The organism is Paenibacillus jamilae (genome assembly GCF_050482105.1).
In the GTDB taxonomy this organism is placed as follows: domain Bacteria; phylum Bacillota; class Bacilli; order Paenibacillales; family Paenibacillaceae; genus Paenibacillus; species Paenibacillus jamilae_B.
This window is the reverse complement of record NZ_JBCNHI010000011.1, coordinates 392,605-417,456: the sequence shown is the minus strand read 5'-3', so window position 1 is coordinate 417,456 and position 24,852 is coordinate 392,605. Positions and strand designations below refer to the sequence as shown.

Here is a 24,852-nt window from a genome sequence, read left to right as displayed (position 1 = left end):
ATATCACTAAATTCGCTGATAGATCAAGGGTTTCACCTCATTAATGGGAATGTTTGAATTATTTGGTACATTGGTTTTTGCCCCATTCGTGTTGCATATAACACAAATTCCCCCACTTCCCAAGGCTCGACGCTTCGGTCATCTGACTGCCACACAGACGCTGAAACAGGCTCCCCTCCTGTATACGAACGTGCTACGGTGATATGAGGTCGATAAGGCCGTTCCTCGGGTTTAAAACCCAGCGGTTCGGTAGCCCGAATTATGGACTGGTACAGCTGATCCAGCGACTCTCGCTGCCCGGTCACCCCCCTCCACAGTACACGCGGAAATTGTTCACGTCCAAAAAAGCCTGCTTCACCTATGCCGAGCGTAAACGGATGATGCTCAGCTGCAGCATGAGCTAAAGCCTGCTCAAGTTGTGGAATTACCGAGATCGCCAGATCACCCAGAAACTGAAGTGTCACGTGGTAATCTCTGAAGTCACTCCATTTGCGAAAAGACAAATGATCCAAATCCTGCTCTACCCAACGACGTAACTTCTTCTTGTGCTCGTCCGGAAGAGCTATCGCTGTAAAAAGTCTTTGCGATTCATCTTTCATCAACCTCTTCTCCTTTCTTATTGAATATCCCGTGGATATCCCAAAAAGTAGCTGTTTAGTCGCTCCCTAATCAGGGTAAAGCCACTTGTTGTTATATATAGTGACACTACAAGCTTGTTTCTACCCTTCTTATGCAATTTTTCCGGCAATCTGTTATCCTTGAAGGGATGGTTCGCCAGAATATATTGGAAACTCCAAGGAATCAAACATCGAGGAGGCTATGAATCATGGGAAGCATTTTAAGTTTACACCAACTGACGGAAGATCAAAAAAAACAGGTTCGTGATGCAGCTCCGGGCTACGAGTTGGTTATTGGCAAAGCCCAGGAATTGAAGTCTGAACAAATCCGTGAGGCCGAGGTTATTCTAGGCTGGTCCAAGCATATTGCCGAGGAAGCATTACATCCAGATAGCAAGCTAAAGTGGATACAAACCTGGTCGGCTGGGATTGATAAGCTCCCGCTTACCGAGCTGGAAAAGCGCAACATTGCACTTACGAATACGAGTGGTGTGCATGCGATTCCAATTACAGAGCAGATCTTCGGAATGCTGCTATCGCATACCCGTTATTTACAGCAAGCGGCTCTCTTGCAGCGTCAGAAAACATGGCAGCCACCGGAAGGTCAACTAACGGAATTACGTGGCAAAACGCTGTTGATTACAGGCGTTGGCGAAATTGGCCGTGAAACAGCTCGGATTGCAGAAGCCTTTGGCATGCGGGTGATCGGGGTTCGCCGTTCCGGCAAGGAAGCTCCCCATGTAGAACATATGTACACAAACGAACAACTACATGAAGCGTTGGGCGTGGCAGATATTGTGGTTAATATTTTGCCATTCACTGAAGAGACCCATCACTTCTTTGACGAAAAAGCGTTTGCAGCGATGCGTAAAGGCGCCTTCTTCATTAATGTCGGTCGCGGCAAGACTGTTCAGACAGATGCGCTGGTACGCTCCCTGGAGCAGAAACATATTGCCTTTGCCGGCCTGGATGTATTCGAGGAAGAGCCGCTACCTGCGTCACATCCACTGTGGGGCCTGGAGCAAGTCCTGATTACGCCGCATATTGCAGGGGATACAGACCGATATGCTGAACGAGCGGTAGATATTTTTCTTACTAATTTGCAGGCCTATGCTACTGGTCAGGAGCTGCCGCTGAATTTGGTTAACTACAAAACTCAGTATTAACAAGCTACTTACACATCCAGATTTCCCGACTCATACCTGTCTTATAGATCCGGCATTGCTCCATAACGGTCCAGCCTGACTCGGATAGCAATGTTGCCATCGGCTCCGTGCTCACGATCACTGCCCGCGTAGCCAGACGTCTCAGACTGCGCAGCATCTTTTTTTGTTCGTCGGCAGGGAGCACGGAGCACAGGTTATAGGGCATGTCCAATATAGCCGCATCGTATGTGCCTGTGAGCATATTCATATCCCCCAGTTTCACCAGATCTTCTTCATATCCATAATGACGTAAATTTACGCGTGCCCCACGTACCGCCAACGGGTTGATATCACAGCCGTGAATATCCTTGCCCATACTCAATGCCTCAATCATCACATTGCCCATACCACAACACGGGTCCAGCAGTTTCAAGGAGTCCGACATTCCCTTAGATGTCGTTAGATCCGTTGCTGCCAAATTCACAAGTGCTCTAGCTACCAGTACGGGTAGTCCAGTAGAATAGTTTTGCGGCTTCTGACGACGCTCCTGCCACGACCTGTCGCTATACTCGCAAATGCCCATTAGCCACCGGTCTCCTACCCGTATGACCCCTAAGGTGACCTCAGGTATCTTCATTTGCGCCTGCCCGTGAATACGTGCGCCAATCTGGCGTTCTATCCCGCGCCGCTCAGCATAATCAGCCTCATTGTCCCCTTCTTTAAGACATAGCACCTTAAAGGTCTTTCCTTCCTCAAGCTGTAACATGGAAGCCTCTTCACATAGCTCTTCCAGCGTGTCCGCATCGATGATGATATCCAGACGGAGATGGATAAACGGACTGGTCCCCGGCTCCAGCCGAAGATGGGACAACAGCATGGAGCTATGCACAGGCTGCTGACCGAACAAGCATTTTAGTTCCAATAGACATAATTCACGCTCGGTTTCATGACAAGCATACGTATATATGTAGCGAGATTTCATTTTATCTGTATCTATTTTGTGTTTATTCATGTCAGTTCTCTTTTCATCTTTTCATTTGGAATCAAGACTACCATTTACAGCCTCCGCTATTAATCGGTATGAATGAAGGCGCTGCTCATAATCGGGAATGGGGGTGACTAGCAGAAACTCATCATTATTATATTTGACCTGCAAGCTACGCAACCGTTCGGCAATAACCGATGGTGTGCCCACCAGCCAACTGGCTCGGATCGCCGGGTCACCTAATGAAATCTGAGCAGCCCATTGCTGCGCCAACTCATCTGTCGAGGCACATACTGCCCCTACAGCAACCATAGTATGAGGCTTGTCCATCCGTGTGGACGGCTGAAAGCTGGAGCGGTAAATGCTTAGCATTTCTTCCGTTTGCTGTTCACTCATAAATTGGCCGAATACATAGCCTGTTGAATACTGTGCAGCATATTCGGCACTTTTTCGATTGGTACCCAGCATCCACAGCGCTGGCGGCTGTTCTGGCATCGGACGGGCAAACACGGGGGTTTGTTCATATTCATATGTGCCTTCCAACAAAGCCAATAGAGCTTCCATTTTTTGGGGCAGCTCAGTCACATGTTGAAGAAAATTGCCGCTTAGTGCCATCGAAGCATGAGGCCCCCCACCAGGGGCTCTTCCGAGACCCAATTCGACTCTGCCCGGATATAGTGCGGCCAGCAGATGAAACCATTCGGCGACTTTGACTGGACTATAGTGCGGGAGCAATATAGCCCCCGCACCCAGTTGAATTGTCCTCGTCATCGCCCCAATATGAGACAACAGCACTTCTGGACTGGAGGAAGCCAGCCCCTCCATATCATGATGCTCAGAGGTCCAGTAGCGTGTATATCCCCACGTCTCCGCCTGTCTCGCCAGCTTTACCGCCCATTGAACTGCTTGCTCGGGGCGGTTACCGGGCAGCAGCGGCACCATATCAAGCACGCCGAGATTCAACGATTTTATAGCTAAAGATTGAGGTTGCATTTAGACCTCCCCTCCTCTCTTCTGTCCGTTCTAAACAAATTTCTACTATTATATAGGGTTAAATGAAAGCGTTAGTCCAGATCATAGATGGAGCCCACCTTGAGGCCATATAACTCATTATAAATTTTTTCAGCAAAAGCATCGGTCATGCCTGCAATATAATCGATGACCATATGCTCCCATGTCCAGATCGGCTTGGCCTTGGCCTGGTCGCGCTCATAACGCTGGAGCCAATCGGTCGGAATAATGGACTTGGATGTTTTAGGGTCCAGAAAAGCCAGCCATAACCGTCTGAGCATCCATTCACTGCGTTTTTGCAGACGCTGTACGCGCAGATCGCGGATCATGGTGACCCAAGCAAAGCTTTTCAATACACTCACCGTGCGCAGCATATCCAAATCTTCGCTTCCATCCCGTACGAAGGTTACCTTTTTCCAGTTTCCATCATCAATTACACCTAAGCTGCTGACAAACAGGCTGACCCAGTATGCCTTCACTTCACGGCGGGTGCGAGAATAGTCATGTTCGCATATCGGCATCTTCCCATTCCACACCTTCAAAAATTCGCTTAGCACCGCTGCGACCTTCTGCTCAATCTCAGCCAGTTGCCAGCCTTGCCAGAAGCTATCCTCCAACGTAGTGATTTTTTCCGTGATCAGACGAATTAAATATGGGTCATATAAGAAATGCTCGTGCACCTCAATTTTCCCTGCCTTAATCCCATCCTCCAGATCATGCGCGGAATAAGCAATATCGTCGCACAAATCCATGAGCTGAGCCTCCAGCGTTTTTTTACCGTCAGGGATGCCCCAATCCTCGCGGATAGAACGTATATATTCCCACTCATGCAGGTACAACCCTTTTTTGTTCAGAATTCCTGGATACGGGTATTTGTTAATTCCGAGCAATACTGCGTCCGACAAATTCAACCCATCCACATTCTCCCGCTTCTCTAAAAACATAATCAGCCGAAAATTGTGCGCATTCCCTTCAAAATGTTCATAAATTCGTCGCTCACGCGCATAGGCTTCAAGCCCACGCTTGGACTCTGGCGTAAAGCCACCAGCAGCTGATATCTTTTCTACCTTCGTCTCAATCAGTTGATCCAAAATCCCGTCGAGCACCTCTTCTCCCTTATGCCCGAACGGTGGATGCCCAAAGTCATGTGCGATCGACGCACACTCTACCACCTCGGGATCAATGATCAATCCTGCATTATCCGCCTGTTTCAACTCTACCTCGGGATGACGGCGCAGCAAGCTTCGTGCTGCCTCACGCGCAATTTGCGCTACCTCCAAAGAGTGTGTCAGCCGTGTGCGATAATAGTCGCCTGTGCCTGCGCCAAATACTTGCGATTTACCCTGCAACCGACGGAAAGTCGGTGAATGGATCAATCGGGAATAATCCCGTTCATAGGCTGCCCGTGAAGCGTCGCTTCGTGTTTGCTCCGCAAATTGTCGATGCTCTCTTTTATTTTGCCATGTCATAAAGCCCACTCCCTACGTACTCAATTGGAGTGATTATACATTTTTTTCACGCCTCAGGAAAGTTTACATGACTTTCAGCAAGTAAAGGTTACTTTTAGCACCATTGCTCAGTCAGATGGTGTTTCCGAAACAGCGAGAAATATCATAATAAAAAGGTGTCCTCCAGCCACATATTCAGACCAGGGAACACCTCTTTTTCTTCTATTAAAATAGAAGTATATTCTCTAAACTTGTAAAAACATATTAGAAACACGAAACGAAGTTCTAACGCTTCGCTCTTGGGTCCAAAACATCCCGCAAGCCATCCCCCATCAGATTAAAACCCAATACGGTCAGCATGATTGATATCCCCGGAAAAATGACCGTCCACGGCGCATTTTGGATATATTGCCGTGAATCGGACAACATTTTGCCCCACTCAGGCTCAGGAGGTTGTGCACCCAAGCCCAGAAATCCGAGTGCTGCCGCTTCAATAATGGCCGTTCCGATCCCCAATGTTCCCTGTACGATGATCGGCGTCAGGCTATTAGGCAAAATATAACGGAGTATGATTCGCCGATTATTGGCTCCAAGCGCCCTCGCAGACGTAATATACTCCTCCGTTTTGACACTCAGCACCTTGGAGCGAACCAAACGTCCATACGTTGGCACATTGACAATGGCAATGGCGTATAACGCATTTTCTAACGAGGGCCCTAGAATGGCCACAATAGCAATTGCCAGCAAAATCCCAGGAAATGCCAGTAAGATGTCGAATAGGCGCGAGATGATCATATCAGCCCATTTTCCATAAAATCCGGCAATTAATCCTAAGGCAGTTCCTACAATCATGGAACCAATAACGGACAAGAAACCGACCCATAATGAGATTCTGGCGCCATACAGCGTACGAGTCAGCAAATCACGACCAAGATCATCGGTACCGAACCAATGCTCTGCGGAAGGAGACTGCAAGCGACTCACCAAATTTTGCTCTTTATAGTCAAAAGGAGCAATCCAGGGCGCGATCAAAGCAATGATGACAAAAAAGATAATAATGCTGAGACCGACGAACGCCATTTTATTGTGACGGAAAGCTCTCCACGCATCTCTCCAAGGGCCTGATACCACCGGCAAATGCGCCAGTGTGCTGCGTGTCGTTGGTATGTTATTGGTTTCCATTGAAAATTGTGACATCGGACAATCTCCCCTCTGACCAACTGATGACTTGATTTACTGATAACGAATACGCCGGTCGAGAACAGCATACAGCAAATCGACAATCAGATTAATGATGACGAACAGGAACGCAATGATTAGAATTCCGCTTTGGATAACTGGATAGTCACGCGAGCTGATCGCTTCAAAAATGTACCGTCCGATGCCGGGCCACGCAAATATGGTCTCTGTCAGTACGGCGCCTCCCAGTAACGATCCGGTCTGAAGACCGATGACAGTAAGCACAGGGATCGCAGCATTTTTAAGCGCATGTTTGTACACGACTTGAAAAGATGCCAGCCCCTTCGCCCGAGCCGTGCGGATATAGTCCGCATCCATTACCTCCAGCATGCTGGAACGGGTAATACGCGCTATGACCGCCATTGGAATCGTTCCCAGTGCGATACTGGGCAGGATCAAATGCTTGATGACGGTCCACACCTGGTCCATACGTCCACCTATGAACGCATCAATCACGGCTAAATGTGTCACAGCTTCCACCGGATCACGGGAATTCATACGTCCGATGGAAGGAAGCCAATGCAGCTTATTAGCAAAGATCCATTGCTCCATCAAGCCCAGCCAAAAAATCGGCATCGATACTCCGACCAGGGCAATGACCATGCTGACATAGTCAAACCAGGAATTTCGCTTCCAGGCACTTACGATGCCTGCATTCATACCCACGACAACGGCAAAAAACATGCTTGCTACCGTCAACTCCAGCGTAGCCGCCAGATAAGGGACCATTTCCCGGGCAATCGGCTGCCGGGTGCGAATGGAATCGCCCAAGTCCCCTCGTGCCAGCTCACTTAGATAGGTCCCATATTGCTGTAACCACGGCTTGTCCAGCCCTAGTTGCTCACGCAGCGCCTGTTTGGACTGTTCCGTGGCCTTGTCCCCCAGTATCGTTTCTGCCGGATCACCAGGAATAGCATGAATAATCGAAAACACGATAAGCGTCATCCCCAGCAATACGGGAATCAATATGGCCAGCCTTTTTACAATATATGAGTTCATATGCTATTCACCGCCTGCTTGCGTTTAGGCTATTCAAAATAAATATTACCGTACGCTTCAATACCTGCCGGACAAGGTACAAAACCCTTAAGATTGGCTTTGCCTGCCATCAACGGCGTGCTGTGAACCAAGGGAATCCAAGGCGCATCCTGTTTAATAATGACTTGTGCTTGTTTATACAATTCCGCACGCTTATCTTGATCAACCTCAACCTGCGCCTTTACCAGTATTTTGTGAAGTTCCTCATTCACATAAAAACTGCGGTTATTGCCTGGGATTGTGTCCTTGTCGAGCAATGTGTAAAGGAAATTGTCCGGGTCGCCATTGTCCCCATTCCATCCCAGCATGTACAGATCATCCTTCTCTCCAGCTTTAAGATCATCCAGATACGTAGCCCATTCTGGAGATTGGATGTTGACTTTGACTCCTATTTTTTCAAAATCAGCTTGAATGGCCTCTGCTACCTTTTTGCCGTCAGGCATGTATGGACGAGATACAGGCATTGCATAGAAGGTTAACGGCTCTGGAAGTCCGTTAGGAAAACCCGCTTCCGCTAGCAAAGATTTAGCCTTATTCAGATCATAAGTGTAGTCCTGAATGCTTTCATCGTATCCCCATAACGTAGGCGGCATCGGATTGACCGCAGGCTTGGCCTCGCCCGCAAACAATGCATCAATAATGGCTTGTTTGTTCACTGCGTGATTCAGTGCTTGCCGTACCTTGGGATTACTAAATGTCTGTTTCTTTAAATTAAATCCAATGTACGCCACATTAAAGGAGGGACGTTCAATTTTTACCAACTCGCTGTTACCTTCTAACTGCTTCGCATCATCCGGATTCAAATCTTCCATCAGGTCAATTTCCCCGTTTTGCAGAGCATTAAATCGCGCAGTGTTGTCTGGGATGGAACGAACGATGACCTTAGCCAGCTTTGGCTGTCCTTCTTTCCAATAAGTAGGATTCTTCTCCAAGGTGATCGTATCGTTACGTTTCCATTCCTTAAATACAAACGGCCCTGTGCCGACCGGATTATTTTTAAAATCAGCCTTTTTCTCCTTAATAGCCTTGGGACTTGCAATACTAAAGGATGGCATAGCGATATTTTGTAAAAAAGGAGCCTGCGGCTTGTTCAGTGTAAACTGGACGGTATTCGCATCCACCGCTTTAACCTCCTTAATCACTCTGCTTCCATCTGGCCCAAACATAGAATCATAATAATCAAACGAGTCACCCTCAAATTTGTATGGACTTTTCGGATCAACCCAGCGGTCAAAGTTAAATACAACTGCTTCTGCGTTAAAGTCACTTCCGTCATGGAATTTTACGCCCTGACGCAGCTTGAACGTATAGACAAGTCCGTCCGGTGATACTTCCCAGCTCTCTGCGAGCCCCGGCTGAATCTCCGTGGTACTTTCCTTGTATTCCAATAGTGTATCGAACACCTGCATTCCAATTTTTAACGACTCGCTTTCAGTTACAATGGCAGGATCTAGCGCCACGGAATCCCCGCCACGCCCATAAATCAAGGTGTCCTGAGCGCCTTTTCCCGCTCCACCTGGCGATTTTCCTGCCTCTGGTTTTGCACCTTCACCTGATCCCCCACAACCGGAAAGCACCAAAACAGTTCCTAGCGCAAGTACCAGCAGTACGGTCCAGATTTTGTGTTTTACGTACTTTTTGCTCATGCAGCGAACCCCTTTCACACCTTATATATTGTTAATTCGTTGATACCGGATGAATACCAATTCCTTTGGATTGGCATGACAAGCTTGTCCTCAAGCTGTAGTCCCAAGTTCCGAGTTCATCAAATAGGTGTGTAGTAGGGAAGGTATGGAGGTTCTGGACAGGCTTTTTTTGAAGAATACAGACAGGCACAGAAAGCATTCATAATCTAGTGGTGTAAGAGATGCAGTAGGATAATGGAATAGATGTAATGTCATAAAAGGGAAGAGGATTGTGTTAGGTCATGGAGAATGTGTGATAAATACTCACAGATAGTAAATATTAGTTTCATACAAAGTTGATTATTGGATACTTTACTATAAATTTTGGAAGCAGACAAGGGGGTTTTTCATACATTACCATATGTTTTTTATGCATCATGTTAATTAATATTACAAATCAACTCACATGTTCATATTAAACAAAAGCTCCTGCTTGTGGTCCTCAACCTCCAAGCAGGAGCATGTTTTTACCTCAAAAATGTATTCAGCACCAAACCTACAGACACAGCTTGAGCCCCTTTTACGATGGAAAAATGATCGCCAGGCACTTTATGGGTACACATTTCCCCCTTACAATACATTTCCCACCCTTTATATCCCAATTCCCAGGTATGTTCTGAAATAAACAAACATACAGGGGCTGTTACAGCTCGATCTGGCTGGTAAACATGCTGCATTTTCACCCAATGATTTACGCTTTTAAAGCGTTCTAGTAATTCATTCCGTCCCAACTCATTGAATTCAGGCAGCAAGGGAAGTACACTGTCTGGAAATGCTCGCTTCCATAGCGATAAATCCAAATCTTCGTCCATTCTTTCCAGCTCTTGAATATGACGGTCCCAATGATCTTCCTTGCCATACTTCAAAGGCGGCAGTGTGTCCAGAATCGTCAAGAGCTCAACACGTTCTTCCTGCTCTTCCAATTGGCGGGTCATTTCAAAAGCAATCGTTCCCCCCATACTCCACCCGGCAATATAATAGGGACCTTTCTCTTGAATACTTTTGATTTGACCTACATACCGATGTGCGGCTTCCTTCATTCCAGCTGTTTTATTTCCCGCAAGAATCGAAGCATCCATTTTTATTCCCCAATAATTCCATGTAGCCGTAAGTTCGTTTACCAATTCCATGTAGCAACTGACATCCAAACTTCCATCATGGATGAAAAAAAGATGTTTATCCTGCGATGTACCAGGCTTTAAGAGGACTAGCGTGTCTGGTCTGGCTGGAAACACACTTTTCGCCCTTCCTTTCAATACATCTGCCAGTTGACGAATGGTAGGGTAAGTAAATAATTTGGTAAGTGGCAGGTCGATGCCCAGCTCACGCAAAACCAGTGAAACCAGCTTGGTCGCCTTGAGCGAGCTCCCTCCCAGGGTGAAGAAATTGTCCATTACCCCGATGCGATCCATGGGGAGGTTCGAGGGCAGAACCATCGACCAGATGCGAACCAGCTCCTGTTCCAGTTCGTTGCAAGGAGGTACATATTCATTTTCTCGCAGTGCTTCAAGATCAGGCTCCGGCAGAGCGTTCCGATCCACTTTGCCATTCACGTTCAGCGGCAAACGAGGAAGCCGAATCAAACAGGTAGGAATCATGTAATCCGGCAAATACGTTGCAAGTTCCGATCGAACTTCCGCTGGTGACATTTCTGCATCGGAGACAAAGTAAGCACAGAGGTATTTGATCCCATCGTTGTGTTGGCGAACAAGAACGACTGCTTCCTGAATCCCCTCGATGTGCGCAAGCCGAACCTCGATCTCGCCAGTTTCAATACGGAAGCCCCGAATTTTGACCTGGTGATCCATGCGACCCAAAAATTCAAGCGTTCCGTCAGCCAGCCAACGAGCGCAATCTCCGGAACGGTACATTCGCTCTTCCGGCAACCAGGGATGAGTAACAAATTTGGCTGCTGTTAATTCCTCACGAGCCAAATAGCCACGCGCTAGTCCTTCACCGCCAATACACAGCTCACCCGGCACACCAATGGGCTGTAGCTGATTGGACGCGTTCAAGATATAGACCTGCGTGTTGGCAACAGGCTTGCCAATCGGCACGTTATGGTCATAGTCTTCTTGAATCGTATGAAACGACGTAAAAATTGTGTTTTCCGAAGGACCGTACGCATTCACAATCGTTAAATTCGGCTGTGCGGCGCGAAGGAGCTTCATATGCTGGGGAGACAAGGCGTCTCCTCCAGTCATGATTAGACGAAGTCCGGTGAAGATGGATGGTTTGTCATCAATCAGCTGATTTAGAAGCGGGGCTGTAAACCATGCCATCGTGATTTGATACTGTGCCATCCTCATTCCCAGTATGTCGGCAGATAATAGCTCTTCTTTTTCAATGAGATACAGGGTTGCTCCGCTTAGCAGCGTTCCCCACAATTCATAAACCGACACATCAAAGGCCAGGGAACACGTCTGCAATATTCGATCCTCTGGCGTAATTACCAGCGGTCCCGGCTCCAGTACCAAGCGGGCAAAAGATTGATGTTCAACCATTACCCCCTTCGGTTGTCCTGTTGACCCTGAAGTATAAATAATGTACATCACATTGCGCGCCTGATTGTTGTCCTCCAGATTACAGGAATCTCCTGTATACAGACTCTGGTCTGTGAGCAGTAGCATTTCTGCCTGAGGAAAGCGTCTAGTGCTGACAGTTGGTAGAAGGCATATTTTCGCCTGGCTGTCCTGTAAAAGGTATTGAATCCGTTCATCTGGATAGAGCGGATCAATCGGTAAATAAGCAGCCCCCGCCTTCAAAATAGCCAATATACCGACAATCATCTCCAGCGCAGGCGTAGCTAAAATACCAACTACATCCTCAGCCTGAACCCCCTTTTGCCGTAAAACCCGAGCTAACTGATTAGCACGTTCATTCAATTCGTCATACGTCAGTTGTTTTTCTTTCCAGCTCACAGCTGGATGGTCAGGCGTCCGTACCACTTGCTGTTCAAACAGACGATGGATGGGTACCCCATGCGATTTTTTTTCGTATGCATTTTTGCTGCTGGTCTGATTAAAAGTATGAAGTAAAAGAGTGCGTTCTTCTTCTGTAACCATATCAATATCTTCAATCCGAATCTCGGGTTGTTCGCCAATGATCTCGACAATTCTGGCAAAATGCCGCAGCATACGGCAGGCGCTTTCCTCCGTAAACAAAGCTTTGCGATATTCCAGTTCCAGCCCTATACCATCCTGCATTTCATATGCATACAAGGTGATATCAAATTTTGAAATTGTATGCTCAAAGGTATAAGGAGAAAACGTGACCTCTGTTGCCTGCACGACAGGCTGCGGTACATTTTCCAATACAAAGCACGCATCAAATAAGGGATTGCGGCCGCTGATTCGCTCAGGATTAACCTGCTCCACCAGCATATCAAACGGATAATCCTGATGATCAAACGCAGCAAAGGTTCGGTCCGCCACTTCTTCCAGAAAAGCAGAGAACAGCTTGCTTCCCAGCGGCTTCTGGCGCAAAGCGAGCGTGTTCACGAACATACCCACAATCCCTTCAAACTCTGAATGAGTTCTTCCAGCGACAGGTGTTCCGATGACCAGATCCTCCTGTCCGGCATATTTGGACAGAAGAATGCTGTATGCGGCGAGTAGAACCATATACAACGTAACATTGTGCTGCAAGCATAATGCCCGCAAGGAGTGAGCTGTATCAGCTTTAATAGAAAACGATACGATCCCGCCGCTGTAATCAGATCTTAGGCCTTTTCCATCCGTAGGCAACGACAGCAGAGGGACATCCTCTGTAAATTGGTTCAACCAAAATTCACCCTGCTTCTGAATATGAATGTCGCTTAATTGATCGTTTTGCCAGATCGTATAATCAACATACTGAAACTCTAATGGAGCAAGCTCCTGCCCGTGATACAGAGCCATCAGCTCTTCAAATATAATGTTGATGGTTACCGCATCCGCAATGATATGGTGGATATCAAACAGGAACAGGAACTCCTCATCAGCCAAGGGTACAAGCTCTGCCCGCCATAGAGGGGCTTCATGCAGACTGAATGGACGGATAAACTCGTTAACAAGCATATCCGTGCTCTGATCCGAATGTTCTCTATAGGGGATGGATACGTCAATGGATTCATGGACGAGTTGCAAAACCTCGCCGTCCTTTTGTAGAAACGATGTTCGCAAGCCCTCATGACGTTCTGTCAGCCTACACCATGCTCTGTACAATTGCTCCGGCTTCAGCTGTCCTTTGATCATTCGAATGCTGGGCATGTTATAGATAATGTTAGGTCCGAGAAGATCATCTATCAGATATAGCCGCTTTTGCGCCGAAGATGTTTCATATCCTTCATAATGCATGATGCTAAATCTCCCTCCGTCGGCGTTCTTTTTTCTCTACTTTTACCGATGACAGTGCATGCTGCTGAACAGGGACGACTTCCTTTGTGAGCTTTCCATCGCCCCGTAGTATGTTGCTGATCTCCGTTTCCTCTGTTTTGAAAAACTCAATTTTACATGGAACAAATTCATGAATCTGCTGGATAATTTCACCGTTGATCACATCAAATGTTGTCCTAAAAGCTTCATGCCGCTGGATAAGCGCTTGGAAGGCTTCTTGAAGTTTGGCGATGTCCAGCTCTCCTTCCAGCATAATGGCGCCTGGTAGATTGTAGCTCAGATCCTCTGGATTCAGCTCGTGCATCATAAAAAGACGCATTTGAGCAGATGAGGCTGGATAATAGGCACTCGGAGCGGCAGCAGGGATCAAAGAACAGATCGTCTCTTCAACCCCGTGATGGCATTCAACTCTTCTGGAGCGTATGAGATCCGAAAGTTGTCGAATGGTCGGAGCTGCAAAAAGATCCTTTAAAATCATCTCAATAGCCAACGTTTGACGCACACGCAAAATGAATTGGTGAGCCAGCAACGAATCTCCACCGAACTCAAAGAAATGATCATCTATACCTACTGCGCCTGTTTTGAAAATGTCCGTCCACAACAGGACCAGTTTCTGTTCCATTTCGTCACGTGGCGGTGTATGTTCTTTACCGGAAGACAGCTCAATCCCCAAGGTATCTAACGCCTTACGGTCCAGCTTTCCGCTGGAACCAAGGGGCATGTTATCGACCCTCATAAAACGTAAAGGGATCATATATTCTGGCAATCGTTCCAGCAAAAATGCCCGTAAATCTCGAACGGTACAGTCGCTTTGCATAACCAGATAAGCACACAAATACTTGTTGCCCTGTTCATCTGTCCAATCCAGCACAGCCGCCTGTTGAATAGCCGTATGTTGCAAAAGAGCTGTTTCAATCTCGCCCGTTTCAATCCGGTAGCCCCCGATTTTCACCATTTGATCCGACCGTCCCAAGTAAACAAGCTCGCCGTCAGGTAGCATACGGGCAAGATCGCCTGTACGATAGATTCGCTCACCTGGTACAAAAGGATTGGGAATAAAACGCTCTGCCGTAAGTTCATCCAGATGTACATACCCGCGTGCCAGATGGCGCCCTCCCAGACAAAGCTCTCCTACCTGTCCCAAACCTACCAATGCCAGTTCCTGGTTTAGAATATAGGCCCGAGTATTGCCCACGGGTCGTCCGATGGAAATTGGACCTTCCGAAGATACAGATGTACACGTATAGGCTGTTGCAAACACACTGGCTTCCGTAGGTCCATACAGATTCAGTAATTTTGCCTCCGGAAACTTCAGATTAAAGTTTCGCACTTGCTCCTGGCCTAACGGTTCGCCTCCTGACATGACCCAACGCAAAGTGGCTGCCTGAAGCGTATCCTCGACTGAAAGCTCTGACAAAAACATTTGCAGCACAGTAGGAATGAAGAAAGCCACCGTAACCTGATGCATGTGAATGGTATCCAGCATTTGACGGGTATCCGTTTCTCCACCAGCCTCCAGTAATACCAATCGTCCTCCGCCCATAAACCAGCTGAACAGTTCGACGATGGAACCATCAAAGGTATAGGATGCTTTTTGCAGCACTGTGTCCTGCTCACTTAATTCAAGCTGTTGTGCCAGCCATACCACTCGTGAACTAAAGGCGTGGTGTTCCACCATTACCCCTTTGGGCTGCCCGGTTGAGCCGGAGGTAAAGATGACATAGGCCAGATGATCAGGCTCAATGACAAGCTCTGGATTACCGCATTCTCGCTGATCCTGACACAATAAATCAACGTCGATGACCCGCTGAATTTCTTCATCCATCCAGTTGTCATGGCAGCGCTGATGGGTCAGAATCCACTCGGCACCAGCGTCTACCAGGATATAGCGAATCCGTTCCTTCGGATCGGTTGGATGGATGGGAAGATATGCCGCCCCTGCTTTTAACACGCCTAACAAAGCAACAATCATTTCCGGTGAGCGCTCCATAACTATAGCTACTACTTGCTCTGGCTGGGTGCCGGAGTCCAGTAAAGTATGTGCGACCAGATTCGCCCGCCGATTCATTTCCTGGTAGCTGATCTGCTGTTGACCGGAAATGAGAGCGATCTGTTCAGGGTTACGACTTGCTTGATCCTCAAAGTATTGATGCAATAGCTTTATAGATCCCATATCCATCTCTGTCTGGTTGAAATCGTGGACGAGCGTCTTCCATTCTGCCTCACTCACCGAATCCGAAAGTGCAACCGCAAGCTCATTCGTCCAAGCCTCTTCCTTATGGACACCTATGGGCTCAAGTTCTTTCTCTTGGTAATGCTCATTCGGGTTAACAGCCACCTCTTCTATTCGAAGCTCTCCAATCTTTTGCTGTGGATCGATAAGGATCGAACGTAAGATTTGAACATATTCCCGGCTCAAGCGTTCAACCGTCTTCTCAGTGAAGAGATCTACATCGTATTGAAGGATACATTCGACATGCTGGTCGGTCATGGCTGCGGTAAATGTTAAATCAAATTGTGCTCCTGTATATTCCACCTCATCACATGGGGTCAATTTCAGGCCAGGTAATTCCACGATGGTACGGGAAGACTCGTTCAATATTGCAAACATGGTATCGAACAGCGGATTATGGCTTGTTCGGCCAGCCAAATTCAGCTTCTCAACCAGTTGCTCAAATGGATAGTCCTGATGCTCAAAAGCCTGAAGAGAATGTTCCTTGACCTGCATTAAAAATTCCTGCACCGTCATGTCCTTCTTCGGCGTGTTGCGAAGGGCTAACGTATTGACGAACATACCCACCAGGGGACTTAGACTTGCATGGGTTCTGCCGGATACCGGAATACCGACGATAATATCTTCCTGCCCGCTGGCTTTGGCCAGCAATAGGTTGTAGACCGCCAATAAAACCATAAATACTGTGGCATTGTGTTGCAGGGCAAAGCGTTTTAATCTCCACGTCCATTCCTGATCCAGCTCAAAATGAACGGCTCGTCCCTCACCTCTTCTCTCATCGGGGCGTGAATAATCCGTAGGCAATTGCAGTTCTGTAATTTCCCCTTGAAAAAGCTCCAGCCAGAACTGCTCCTGCTGCCGGAATTCCGCACTGTTCATAAACTCACGTTGCCACACAGCGTAATCTTTATACTGGATCGTCAATTCCGGCAAGTTCATGCCACCGTATAAACGAGCAAATTCCTCAACGATAATTTCTTGAGAAAGACCGTCCGTAATAATATGATGCATATCAATGAACAGCAAATGACGGTTTGCGGGCTGGTGAATAACCTGAATGCGGAACAATGGCTTTTGTCGGAGATTAAAGGGCTTAATTAATCCGTTTTGTTCCACTACTATTCCGAGTTCACGACCCGATTGAATTTCCTCGATGTATTTCGCTAACCCTTGAACCGTGCCTGCCCGGAAGAAATCACGCAGCGACAGATTTACATTCCATGCTTGATTAATAAGATAGACCAGCTTGGTTGCCAGTAAGGATTGTCCACCCAGCAGGAAAAAATCATCCTGTGTACCAATCTGCTCCCGGTGCAGGATTTCCGACCAAAGCTCAACCAGGCGCTCTTCCAGAGGTGTAGCTGGCTGTACATAGGTCGTGCCGACCTTGATGCTTTCATTTACCTGCGGTAAAGCATGACGATCGATTTTTCCATGATGTGTTAAAGGGATTGCATCGACTCGAACAAAGTAAGACGGAATCATATAATCAGGCAAGGTTGCCGACAGATGGGCCTTCAGTTCTGCCACCGATAACTCCTGATCTGTCACGATGTAGGCGCATAGCTCTTGCATACCTGGTAGGGCTTCCTGCACCAGCACAACCCCATCTTGTATATGCGGGTGCTGGAGCAACGATTTTTCAATCTCGCCCGGTTCGATACGATAGCCCCGCACTTTAACCTGCTGATCTTTTCTTCCTAAAAATTGAATTTGCCCATCTTCGAGGTATCTGCCCAGATCACCCGTTTTGTACATCCGTTCGCCCGATATCCATGGGTTTGCTACAAACTGCTGCTCCGTCAGCTCGGGGCGATTCATGTAGCCGCGTGTAACCCCTCGGCCTGAGATACAGATTTCACCGGGTACCCCGATAGGCATAACATCCGTACTATTGCGATTCATGATGTATACCGCAGCATTGGCAACAGGTCGTCCGATAGGCAGCGGATGAACATCTGGAGTATCGGGCACACGATAATAGGTCGCACAGACGGTCGCTTCTGTCGGTCCGTACGTATTGTAGACCTTTGCGGAGCGCAGCAAGCGGGTAACATATTCACTTTTCAGCACATCCCCACCGCTAATATAAACACGAATATGCGGGAAAGGGGGCAGTTGATTCAGCTCATTCAAAATAAATGGCGAGGCACTGACCACTGTCACTTGCTGCTGGCGAATGAAATGATTGAGCAATTGGATGTCCTTCAGTTCATCCCGACAAACCATAGCCAGCGTTCCGCCTGCTGCCAATGTAGGGTATATTTCCTCCACGGATGCATCAAAGGTAATGGCTGCCTGCTGGAGCACCACGTCTTCAGCTGTTAAGTGGAACTCATGCTGAAAAGCCGTGATATAATTCGTTACATTTCTGTGCTCTACCATCACACCTTTGGGCTTACCGGATGATCCCGACGTGTACAAAATATACGCCAGATGGTGGGAGGCCAGAGGCTCATTGCCCGCCAAAGCTATATTATCCGTATCTCCGGTGTACAAGGCCGGATTACTTACATCAACGACAGCCCCTGTAAAACGAGGTGAGGTTATGCTGATGCTATCCGCAGAAGTTAGGAGCACAGTTATGCCACTGTCCTCCACCATATAGGCCACCCGCTCCGCTGGATGCTCAGGGTCCATTGGGACATAGGCTGCTCCTGCCTTGAGCACAGCTAGCATGCTGGTCAGCATATCCAGCGAACGGGGAATCAAAATACCAACCGCTTGGTCTGGTGCCAACTGATAGGTAAGCAAGTGCCGGGCTAGCTGATTAGCTCTAGTATTCAATTGACTGTATGTCAATGAATACTGTCCATAAACGGCAGCAATCCGATCAGGGTGCTGTTCAGCCTGCTCTTCAAACCACTGGTGAACCAGCTTTTCCTGCGGATAATTCACCTGGGTTTGATTCCACTCGTACAGGGATCGCTGCTTTTCTTCCGCATGATTCATGGAAATGAGGCCAATCGGGCGTGAAGCATCCGCAACGATTTCTTGTAAAAGATTTTCGTAATACGTGGCAAGTCGCCGTATGCTCTCTTCCTTGAACAATTGGGTCGCATATTCAAAGTGAAAACGCAGCTTATCTTCATTTTCAAGCCATATGACCGTTAAATCGACCTGTACAGCCTCCATTTTAGCTTCCAATGGAGTAAAGCAAAGCCCGTCGATGCTCATCGGTTCACCCTTAAAGTTCTGGGAAATAAACTGAACATCAAATAGCGGATTCCGGCTTCGATCTCGCGGCACGTCAAGCTGATTCAACAGCATTTCAAAGGGATAATCCTCATGCTTATATGCTTCAAGCGCGTGTGTCTTAACCTCCTGCAAATACATTGCGAACGGCTTATCTTCAGATGGAGCAGTCCGTAGGGCCAGCGTATTGATGAACAGCCCAATCATGTGCTGAGTCTCTTCGGATTGACGACCTGCGCTTGGCGTGCCAATAATGATTTCTTCCTGGTTTGCATATTTCGCCAATAATGTACTATAAGCAGCGTACAGAAGCATAAAGAGCGTAACTCCATGCTGTACCGCTGTTTCTTTAACCAAAGCTGTTAATTCCTCGCTTATATCAAATGTATAAACATCCCCGGCGTTGCTCATTTGCGCGGCCCGCGGCTCATCTGTAGGCAAATCAAGTACAGGCAGCGTCCCCTTAAATACGTCCAGCCAGTATTCCTCCTGCTTTTTCATTTCGGCACTGTCCAGACGCTGATTTTGCCAAAGTATATAATCGGTATATTGGATAGGCAGTTGCGGCAGATCATATCCTGAATAGCCCCGTATCATCTCACTTAATAAAATTCCAATCGAGGCTCCATCAGCTGCAATATGGTCAATATCACACAAAAAGAGGTGAACATCCTCCTCCAGCCGTACCAGCTTTGCCTTTAAAAGCGGTGCACGGTTCAGCTCAAAGGGACGGATAAATTCGTCCACATACGCCTCAAGCTTGCGCCCGTCCCCTTCGCTATATTCCAGCGAAAAATCTACCTCTGGGTACACGATCTGTACCAGTTCGTTATCCCGCAGTTCATAAGCGGTGCGCAGAGAGCTGTGACGCCGAATCACCGCATATATGGCTTCCTCCAACCGATGATGATCTAGATTACCCGTGATGGTCATCGCACTGCATAGGTTGTTCAAGGTGCTGTGCCCTGCCATCTGACGCATCATATAAAATCGACGCTGTGTCGATGAAGAAGGATACACCTCACGTTGTTGCGAGCGATGAATGATCAGATTTGGGCTGGCTGATGGGAGTGAAGGCAACTCCGTTTCCGACACAAGGGGCTGCTTTGCTTCTCTATCTGTATATAGGGCTAATTCGTGAACTGTCATATAATTGAAAATATCGCTGATATCTACTTTTGTAGACAAGCTTTGATTCATCTGTCCCACCATTTTACTGGCAATCAGGGAGTCTCCTCCCAGTTCATAAAAGCTGTCATAAATGTTCAGCTCATCAAGTCCCAGCACATCCGCCCATATGCTGGCGATCACCTTTTCCGATGAGCTGTATTCTCCTGTTCCTCGACCATGCAACTGTACGGGACGACGCACAGCATCGGATGACATGACCGTATGGTTATGGAGAAGTCGACGATGACGTTCCAAAATAGCGCGCATTTCATGAGATAAACCGAAAGGAATGGCAGCAGAATCGAATGCGGCCACCTGAGCGTATTGCAAGCCACCCACAATGACACGTGAAACGGGATGAAGCAATAATTGCTCAAGAGCAGCCAGTCCTTCCTGCGTAGACAGAGCACGAAATAGGCTCTCCTGGAAATCAACCTTGTGCTCAAAAGCCATCCCGATTTCCCGCCAAGGAGCCCAGTTGATAGAAAGTGTGCGACGACCAGACTGATTCCGCCATTCGGCAAAGGCATCCAGATAGGCGTTGGCCGCCGTATAGTCGCTTTGCCCTGGTCCACCCATCAGTGAAGTGACGGATGAAAATACAATAAAAAAGTCCAGTGTATCCGCAGCCGTAATTCGGTCAAGCACATGTGTACCTGTGATCTTTGGAGCCAATACCTCGTTGAAGCGATCCTGGCTCTTGCGCGCTATAAAACCGTCTCCAGCCACACCCGCAGCATGGATAATACCGTGAATAGCCCCATACTTGTGGCGAAGTTCATTCACAGCTTGCTTCATTGCCGCCTCGTCAGCTACATCGACGGCATAGTATTCTACCTGAGCTCCCTGCCGTTCCAATTCCAGTAAGACGGTAATCGTATTCAGCATTCTTGTATCCATATTCGGCTTTGAACTCTGCCTAAAGCTTGGACTGATGTTCGAGTCTGGGTTTGCAATGATTTCCCATTGCTCTTTGGGCGGCAATTGAGTGCGGCCCAGTAATCCCAGTGTGATCTTCCCTTTAGCAGCAAGCCATTGGCCGACTGCCAACCCCAGCCCGCCAGTACCACCAGTAATAACATAGACTCCCTGCGGTCTGATCGTAATCGGGTCAGCCTCACTTTCCGTCAAATCCACGGGCTCAATTTGCTCTACATAACGTTCTCCGTTACGCCAAGCGGCCAGAAATGTATCATTATCTCCGTGCCATAAGGAGTGAGTGATGTCGGAAATCCGGGTGCTCGTATCTATATCAAGACAACGGCAAGTCAAATCGGGATATTCCTGACCGATGACCCGGGCCAGTCCAAACAAGCCCGCATGTTCCGGCTTTAATTCATTTTCCAATCCGTTCACTTTATAAGCCTGCTCAGCGATCACTGTCAGTTCCTGAACAGCAGGCTTGATCTGTGTGATTGCCTTGGCCAGATGAAATAGCTGAACCATAGACTGCCCGCTCCAGAGATATATCAGTTTCTTAGCGTTCCGGCATCGCACCTCTGTCAACAGGTGTATATGATCTTCCTCGGTACCATTAGAAAAGTAAGCATGGTCTGACAGTTTAGCAAAGCTGGCTCCCCGCTTTACTTCGACCACATCATACCCTTCTTGGGCCAACTGTCCACGCAGCGTTACACCGATCGGACGGTTATCTGTGAATAATAAAATCGTTTCCAGCGGCGTGGGGAATACCGAATCATTTGTGGTCCGGGTTACTGTATCTGCTTCTTGCCTGGCGTGTGCTTCTTCTTTCTTTTTCCATACAAGCTGATGATATTTATGATGTTCTGTGTACCGATTTCGTTTGAAATCCGCCTCGTGTACACGTTTGACAGCATAGTCTTCAATTTCCACCAGTACCTGACCTTCAGCATCCAAAATGAGCACATCTACCGTTAAAATTTCTCCACTTTCTCTAACCTTGCTTTTTTTACGCAGATAGCTGTAAAAATGCTGTGGGAGTGAGTCGTAAATACGCAGCTTTTGATATGAAAATGGCAAGAACAGACCATTTCCCAAGCTCTGGCTTGCTACCCCGACTGCCACATCCAACAAAGCCGGATGGAGCACGTATTGTCTCAAGTCCATATGATAGGCTGCGGGCAGCTCCAGTCTAGCCAGCACTTGGTCTGTTCCAATTGCAATCGTCTGCAATGTCTCCCATCGCGGACCGAATGAAAAGGCATCTGCTGCTTCAGCATGATTCTCGCCCACTACTACTTCCTGATCGTTACATTCAGTCCGAATATCGTCCAGATTCATAACAGGGTGGCTAGCCTGTACAAACATCGCCCGCCCCTGTGCATGCCTTACCCAATTCTGTTCCCACGGCTGAGTTGAGAGTCCCGTTCGGCTTATCACCTTAAACGAAAACGTCTCACCTTCCTGCTGCAAAATGGTGTGTACTTCTCTTTCTTCCTCCACTTCCAAAATGAGCGGAGAAATAAACTGAACGTCATACAGTTCCAGCACCTTGCCTGGACGCTTGTATTTTTCCAGCCCTGCTCTAACCATTTCCAGATAAGTGGTTCCCGGTACAATACAGCTTTCCATTATCTTGTGCTCGCTTAGTACCCAATGACTCCCCACAGAGAAGCGTGTCAGATAAATATCCTGTCCCTCGGTTTCTGCCAAACAACGATCCAAAAGCGGGTGCATTTTTTCCAACTCTGTGAATTTACGAACTTGGGAAGCTTGCGAGACTATAGCCTTTTCCTCTACTTCCACCCAGCATCGTTTAGGTTCAAAAGGATAGGTGGGAATGCTTCGTCTGTGGCAAGCTTTGTCTTCATATATCCTCCCCCATTCCACATCTGCCCCCTCAACATACATACGGCACAGAGAATCCAGGGTGTGAAGTTCGATTGGGGACTGGGTCAGTTTCTCTTGGGCTGAAGCTGTCAGATTTCTGGCTTCCTCCAGCGTAAGCTCACCCGCTTCTTTTTCCTTTTGTGCAGATATCACCTTATGACGTCCAAAATATACGCCCGGTACCAGCTCTCCTTGTTGTGCTTGTCCGCTGGAGCCAAAGGCTGAGATCTGAATCTGAGCCAGTTTTGCCCCCAGATCATCCCAGTCCCGGCATAAAATCGCCAAACGATAACTATGGTGCCCCCGTCCCGTATTGGCGGTGTAACAAAGATCGCGTAACGGATAGGCTTGGGGTTCTGTGACATATTGCTGATATTGCTTCACATAGGCTGCAAGCACGGTTTCATTTTTGGCAGACAACGTAAAAAGCTGAATCGTCTCTGCGGTTCCCTGCCCCAACTGACCACCGTCCTGCATGTCAGCCCATGCCGGAGCTTCCTCCAGAACGACATGACAGTTCGTACCACTCAGGCCGAACGAGCTTACTCCGCAGCGCCGCGGAAAATCCTCCTTGGGCCAAGATTGCAGCTTATCGTTCACATATACAGGTGAATCAATAAAGCTGATGTCCGGGTTCGGACAGGTAAAATGCAGGCTCGCCGGGATTTCTGCATGCTTCAAAGCGAGCACTGCTTTTAAAAAGCCCGTGATTCCCGCACTGTTATCCAAGTGACCCACATTAGTTTTGACTGAGCCTATAGCACAAAATTGCTTCCGGTCGGTATACTGCCGAAAGGCTCTCCGTATACCATCAATCTCTACTGGGTCACCCAGTTTGGTGCCTGTCCCGTGAGCTTCAATATATGTAATGGTATCTGGGTCAATCCCAGCATCCTTCCAGGCCTGTACAATGACATCCTCTCCGGCCAGCGAATTGGGCGCCGTAATCCCGGCGGAAGTTCCGTCATTGTTCACAGCACTTCCTTTAATGACAGCATAAATATGATCGTGATCCTGAATGGCCCGCTTCAAGGGCTTGAGCAAAACTGCGGCCACACCTTCTCCCCCACCTGTGCCATCCGAAATGCTGTCGAATGTTCTCGTTCGATCATCCGAGGAGCCTACACCGAGCCCCCCGCCTTTTCCCTCTTTTACAGGTACAAGTGTAATTTTTACTCCCCCAGCAATCGCCGTATCGCAATCCCCGTGCCGCAAATCCCGACAGGCCAGGTGAATAGCCACCAAAGAAGAAGAACACGCTGTATCCACCAACAGACTGGGTCCTTTTAAGTCCAATAGATAGGCGATTCGACTGGCAATCATGGAATGGATATTGCCTGGAATCGCTGAGGAAGCTAAGGAAGGTGCCATTTCTGCAACAAAACGCTTGTACTCCTCGCCAAAATCACTACTGAAGCCGACATAGACTCCCGTCCGGCTACCGGAAAGCTTGTTGCCACCATATCCTGCATCTTCCAGTGCAGTCCAAGCAGACTCCAAAAATAAGCGCTGGTTCGGGTCCATTAACCGTGCTTCTGCTGGAGAAAGTTGAAAAAAGGGATAATCAAACTTGTCGATCTCCTCCAAAAACCCACCTTCATTTAGTGCCGTTTGTTCATTCAACAGTCCGACTTGGAAGAGACTCTCCAGCTCCTTTTTGCGACTGGCAGGAAAAGGACGTATAGCGTCCTGCCCCGCCCGCAGAAGCTCCCAAAACTGAGCTGCATTTTCACTTTCGGCAATTTTGCAGCTCATTCCGATGACTGCAATATCCGAATCTCGCAGCTCATTGACCGCGATCGGACCTGCATCCAGAAAATCCTGTTCACTAAATTGAAGAGCCGCCAGATTGAATCCTGTTTTTGTCATCATCGTACCCCCTTCCGTTCCTCATGTTCG

At 47.9% G+C, this 24,852-nt stretch carries 10 protein-coding genes; 1 reads left to right on the top strand and 9 read right to left on the bottom strand.

Going from position 1 to position 24,852, the window contains the following annotated elements; genetic code table 11:
- Positions 1–32: 32 nt before the first annotated feature.
- Positions 33–599: an RNA 2',3'-cyclic phosphodiesterase gene (gene thpR, locus ABEW32_RS09135; RefSeq protein ID WP_430186729.1), complete on the bottom strand. Its 567-nt coding sequence runs from the start codon at positions 597–599 to the stop codon at positions 33–35.
- Positions 600–826: 227 nt separating this feature from the next.
- On the opposite strand from thpR, the gene ABEW32_RS09130 reads away from it, so the two are divergent.
- Positions 827–1,783 carry a D-2-hydroxyacid dehydrogenase gene (locus tag ABEW32_RS09130; protein WP_430186727.1) on the top strand — a complete coding sequence of 319 codons (957 nt, stop codon included), beginning with the start codon at positions 827–829 and terminating at the stop codon, positions 1,781–1,783.
- 4 nt (positions 1,784–1,787) lie between these two features.
- Here ABEW32_RS09130 and ABEW32_RS09125 read toward each other — a convergent pair whose 3' ends face one another.
- The 8 genes from ABEW32_RS09125 to ABEW32_RS09090 all read right to left on the bottom strand — a co-directional run bounded on the left by ABEW32_RS09125 (position 1,788) and on the right by ABEW32_RS09090 (position 24,825).
- The gene (locus tag ABEW32_RS09125) at positions 1,788–2,774 is read right to left on the bottom strand and encodes a TRM11 family SAM-dependent methyltransferase (RefSeq protein ID WP_430186725.1); all 987 of its coding nucleotides are present in this window, start codon (positions 2,772–2,774) and stop codon (positions 1,788–1,790) included.
- A gap of 21 nt (positions 2,775–2,795) precedes the next feature.
- Positions 2,796–3,740 (bottom strand): MsnO8 family LLM class oxidoreductase, encoded by a 945-nt coding sequence (locus ABEW32_RS09120; RefSeq protein WP_430186723.1) that lies wholly within the window; start codon positions 3,738–3,740, stop codon positions 2,796–2,798.
- A 71-nt stretch (positions 3,741–3,811) separates the two neighbouring features.
- On the bottom strand, positions 3,812–5,227 hold the full coding sequence (locus ABEW32_RS09115) for a deoxyguanosinetriphosphate triphosphohydrolase family protein (protein WP_430186721.1): 1,416 nt from the start codon (positions 5,225–5,227) through the stop codon (positions 3,812–3,814).
- Between the two features lie 264 nt (positions 5,228–5,491).
- Positions 5,492–6,403: a nickel transporter permease gene (gene nikC, locus ABEW32_RS09110; RefSeq protein ID WP_430186719.1), complete on the bottom strand. Its 912-nt coding sequence runs from the start codon at positions 6,401–6,403 to the stop codon at positions 5,492–5,494.
- 36 nt (positions 6,404–6,439) lie between these two features.
- Positions 6,440–7,444 (bottom strand): ABC transporter permease, encoded by a 1,005-nt coding sequence (locus ABEW32_RS09105; RefSeq protein WP_013369795.1) that lies wholly within the window; start codon positions 7,442–7,444, stop codon positions 6,440–6,442.
- A gap of 29 nt (positions 7,445–7,473) precedes the next feature.
- Positions 7,474–9,129 (bottom strand): ABC transporter substrate-binding protein, encoded by a 1,656-nt coding sequence (locus tag ABEW32_RS09100; protein ID WP_430186717.1) that lies wholly within the window; start codon positions 9,127–9,129, stop codon positions 7,474–7,476.
- A gap of 506 nt (positions 9,130–9,635) precedes the next feature.
- Entirely contained in the window at positions 9,636–13,505 is a 3,870-nt protein-coding gene (locus tag ABEW32_RS09095; protein ID WP_430186715.1) for a non-ribosomal peptide synthetase, read from the bottom strand.
- A gap of 4 nt (positions 13,506–13,509) precedes the next feature.
- Complete coding sequence (locus ABEW32_RS09090; protein WP_430186713.1) at positions 13,510–24,825, bottom strand: amino acid adenylation domain-containing protein; 11,316 nt, start codon at positions 24,823–24,825, stop codon at positions 13,510–13,512.
- Between the last annotated feature and the right edge of the window lie 27 nt (positions 24,826–24,852).

Excerpts from the sequence above, each read along its gene's own strand:
- thpR (WP_430186729.1), bottom strand. The coding sequence starts at position 599 with ATGAAAGATGAATCGCAAAGACTTTTTACAGCGATAGCTCTTCCGGAC.
- ABEW32_RS09130 (WP_430186727.1), top strand. The coding sequence starts at position 827 with ATGGGAAGCATTTTAAGTTTACACCAACTGACGGAAGATCAAAAAAAA.
- ABEW32_RS09125 (WP_430186725.1), bottom strand. The coding sequence starts at position 2,774 with ATGAATAAACACAAAATAGATACAGATAAAATGAAATCTCGCTACATA.
- ABEW32_RS09120 (WP_430186723.1), bottom strand. The coding sequence starts at position 3,740 with ATGCAACCTCAATCTTTAGCTATAAAATCGTTGAATCTCGGCGTGCTT.
- ABEW32_RS09115 (WP_430186721.1), bottom strand. The coding sequence starts at position 5,227 with ATGACATGGCAAAATAAAAGAGAGCATCGACAATTTGCGGAGCAAACA.
- nikC (WP_430186719.1), bottom strand. The coding sequence starts at position 6,403 with ATGTCACAATTTTCAATGGAAACCAATAACATACCAACGACACGCAGC.
- ABEW32_RS09105 (WP_013369795.1), bottom strand. The coding sequence starts at position 7,444 with ATGAACTCATATATTGTAAAAAGGCTGGCCATATTGATTCCCGTATTG.
- ABEW32_RS09100 (WP_430186717.1), bottom strand. The coding sequence starts at position 9,129 with ATGAGCAAAAAGTACGTAAAACACAAAATCTGGACCGTACTGCTGGTA.
- ABEW32_RS09095 (WP_430186715.1), bottom strand. The coding sequence starts at position 13,505 with ATGCATTATGAAGGATATGAAACATCTTCGGCGCAAAAGCGGCTATAT.
- ABEW32_RS09090 (WP_430186713.1), bottom strand. The coding sequence starts at position 24,825 with ATGATGACAAAAACAGGATTCAATCTGGCGGCTCTTCAATTTAGTGAA.